Raw genomic sequence first — 379 nt, 5'->3', positions numbered from 1 at the left:
TATGCAAATTGTAAAAGGGGAAGATTATGTACGCGAATTAGAGCGTAAAGAGGAGGTAGCTGTCAATACAAGTGTGCCAAGGGGACGTATGTATGATCGATATGGCCGTATTTTAGTGGATAACCAACCGGAAAATGCCATTACGTATACAAAAATGTCAACAACAACAAGAGAGGACATGGTAGACATAGCCGAAAAGCTGGCACAATTGATTGAGCAGCCAACCAACCGTGTTACATTACGTGACAAACAAGATTTTTGGATTATAAAAAATAAAAAAGCTGCCTATGAAAAAGTAACAGATAAAGAAAAAAAGAAAATTAGGGCACAGGAAAATGTAACGGAAAGTCAAATCAATGCACAAATAGATAAACTTGTT

General features: G+C 36.7%; 1 pseudogene. It reads left to right on the top strand.

Annotated elements, in window-relative coordinates:
• Positions 1 to 379, top strand: a pseudogene (locus tag PVA17_RS25630) (penicillin-binding protein); the annotation flags it as partial.

Origin of the sequence: Lysinibacillus sp. CNPSo 3705 (assembly GCF_028674935.1) — a bacterium.
Taxonomy (GTDB): Bacteria; Bacillota; Bacilli; order Bacillales_A; family Planococcaceae; genus Lysinibacillus.
The sequence above is the reverse complement of the archived record's forward strand: the minus strand, read 5'-3'. Positions and strand labels throughout refer to the sequence as shown.